Here is a 2,324-nt window from a genome sequence, read left to right on the forward strand (position 1 = left end):
ATAATTCCGATAAGCCCACTCTTCGCGATATCTTACGCCTCCTGCGCCCAACACCTACATCGCCGGCGCAGTCTGAACTCTTTAGATACATCGTAAAAGGCGAACTTGGCGATGATCCATCGCTTAACCCAAAACTGCACACGTATGAACAGCTGAAAAAGTCTACCAACGAACAAGAAATCATTGAACTTATTCGAAAAGGACGCTTGCCGTTTGAGGTTGTTATTCCTGCTGTGAAAGAAATGACACCGGCGATTTGGACTGAATTACTGTACCAAGCACCCTATCAAAATCTGCTGCGCAACCTTGCAACATTCACTCGACATGGTGTATTTGCTGATGAAAAAAACGTGAGCTATGCCGTTGAGCGCCTCACAAATCCCGAAGCAATCGAGCATGCAAAAATACTTCCCTTTCGATTCTTCAATGCCTGGAAAAAATATACCGAAAGTGAGCAAGCTGACAGTCGTATTGCGGATGCACTGCGCGAGGCGCTGGAACGTTCATTTGTGAATATGCCCGAGCTTGGAAGCGGTACTATTGCACTTGGTATAGATGTGAGCGGATCGATGAAGCAGCCCATTGCAGGACAGAAGGGATCAATGGTGTACTGCGACATTGCGGGTATATTTACCGGAGCATTATTGAAACGCATCAAAGATCGTGCAATCACACTGCCATTTGAAGGCAAGGTTGTGTCGGCTGACGGTATTTCAGGTCGTGACGATATTATGGTGACAGCAGAAAAAGTAACAGAAATGAGTAATGGCGGATCTACCGCAGTCGGAGCGCCAATTGAGCACTTACTCAAAAATAAGATTGTTGTCGATACGTTTATCGGCATTACGGATGACCAAGATTGGGCGCATGGGCAAGGGTATGAATGCAGTGGGTCATTCATTAATCTTTGGCGCGAGTACAAAAAAAATGTCAATCCAAACGCCAAAGCATTTTTAGTAACGATTGCGCCCTACCGCGACACTAGCGTGCCCAAAGGAGAAAAGGATGTGTACTTCATCTATGGGTGGAATGCAAATGCATTGAAGTTTATAGCATCGACATTGAATGGAGGGAATAATCAAGTCGAAGCGATTAAAACAATGTCGCTCGAAAAAATTACTAACACATCAGCATCTCCTGAAGATGCAGATGAAGAGGAATAATATATGTCAATAGAACACAATTATCCAAAACCAATGAGCGAATTCTCACTGCCGTATCTCAAAGATATTCCGGCAAAGAATCGCAGAGCCGTAATGTCTGATGAATGGGAGCAATTGGCAACAAAAGAAATGCATGATGCCGCTGATTATGCGGAAATGCAGTTTGAGCGATGTCACGAATTATTCAAAGAAAATCTAAATGATAGTGCGGAAATGCGCCGCCTTACGCAAGAGTGGGTTGCTTTGGTGAAGGGTATTGTTCTATCGTTTCATAACGATGTCATTGCTATTGCCCAAGCAAAAAAAGAAGATACGCGTGAAATGAAGAAGAGCGCATGGCAATGCACGGAGATTCTCGAAAAATGGTCGCGTTCAATTGAAAAAGTATCTAATAAAAAAACTTTAAGGATACTAGCATTATTCGGAATTGAAATCATGAAGAAGCATGGAATGGGCCCTGAAGATGCGATATTGGAAGCGAAGTTGGTTGCAGCACGAGAAGTAAAGAAACGAATGGGGGTGTAATATGGAGATTGTTCATGTGGCGCTCGGCTTTTCATTTACCATGTTTATACTTTTGAGCGCAATCGACCATTGACGGGATTGTGCAAATAGGTATGCTGATAGGGTGTATGGAATATAGTAATATGATTATCAATCCAACCGAAGGTTCCACATCTTTTGAATCAGCTGCACATTATTGCAAGGCGCGCCCAGATGCGACCATTGGTCTTACGAGTGGTTCATTTGATCTGTTTCATGATTTTCATCTTCGCTATCTCATGCAGTGCAAGCGCCAATGCGACATTCTTGTCGTTGGCGTTGATAGCAATGCCCATGTCCAAGAGCGCAAAGGGCTATCTCGCCCCATTATGAGCGAATTTCAACGTGTGATGCTGGTAAATGCCCTCAAATATGTAGATTTTTCCTATATCCAGCATTCGCTTGAGGATTTTACGCGTGTAGCCGAGACACTTGGCACTAATGTTGTTTTTCGTAATCAAGAATTTCTTGGAAGAGAACAAGAAGTTGCTGTAGGCACAAGTGGAGCAAAGGTTATTATTATTCCGGACATTGCCGAGCTTGACTCAACAACAAATCTGATCAAACGCATCCGAGGTGAAGCGTCTCTATAATTTTTGTTTTTCCCAGAGTTCGTGG

General features: G+C 43.5%; 3 protein-coding genes. All 3 read left to right on the plus strand.

Annotated features, from left to right (window positions below; all coding sequences use genetic code 11):
- On the plus strand, positions 1-1,163 hold a 1,163-nt coding region (locus AAB400_04850; GenBank protein MEK7649206.1), incomplete at its 5' end, for a TROVE domain-containing protein.
- Positions 1,164-1,166: 3 nt separating this feature from the next.
- Positions 1,167-1,688, plus strand: a complete 522-nt coding sequence (locus AAB400_04855; protein ID MEK7649207.1) for a hypothetical protein — start codon at positions 1,167-1,169, stop codon at positions 1,686-1,688.
- 107 nt (positions 1,689-1,795) lie between these two features.
- Positions 1,796-2,299 (plus strand): adenylyltransferase/cytidyltransferase family protein, encoded by a 504-nt coding sequence (locus AAB400_04860; GenBank protein MEK7649208.1) that lies wholly within the window; start codon positions 1,796-1,798, stop codon positions 2,297-2,299.
- Positions 2,300-2,324: the final 25 nt, after the last annotated feature.

Source organism: Patescibacteria group bacterium (assembly GCA_038065255.1).
Lineage (GTDB): Bacteria > Patescibacteriota > Patescibacteriia > JACQRZ01 > JACQRZ01 > JBBTRI01.

Bases quoted from the DNA above. Each gene is read 5' to 3' on its own strand.
- AAB400_04860 (MEK7649208.1), top strand. From the start codon at position 1,796: ATGGAATATAGTAATATGATTATCAATCCAACCGAAGGTTCCACATCT.
- AAB400_04855 (MEK7649207.1), top strand. From the start codon at position 1,167: ATGTCAATAGAACACAATTATCCAAAACCAATGAGCGAATTCTCACTG.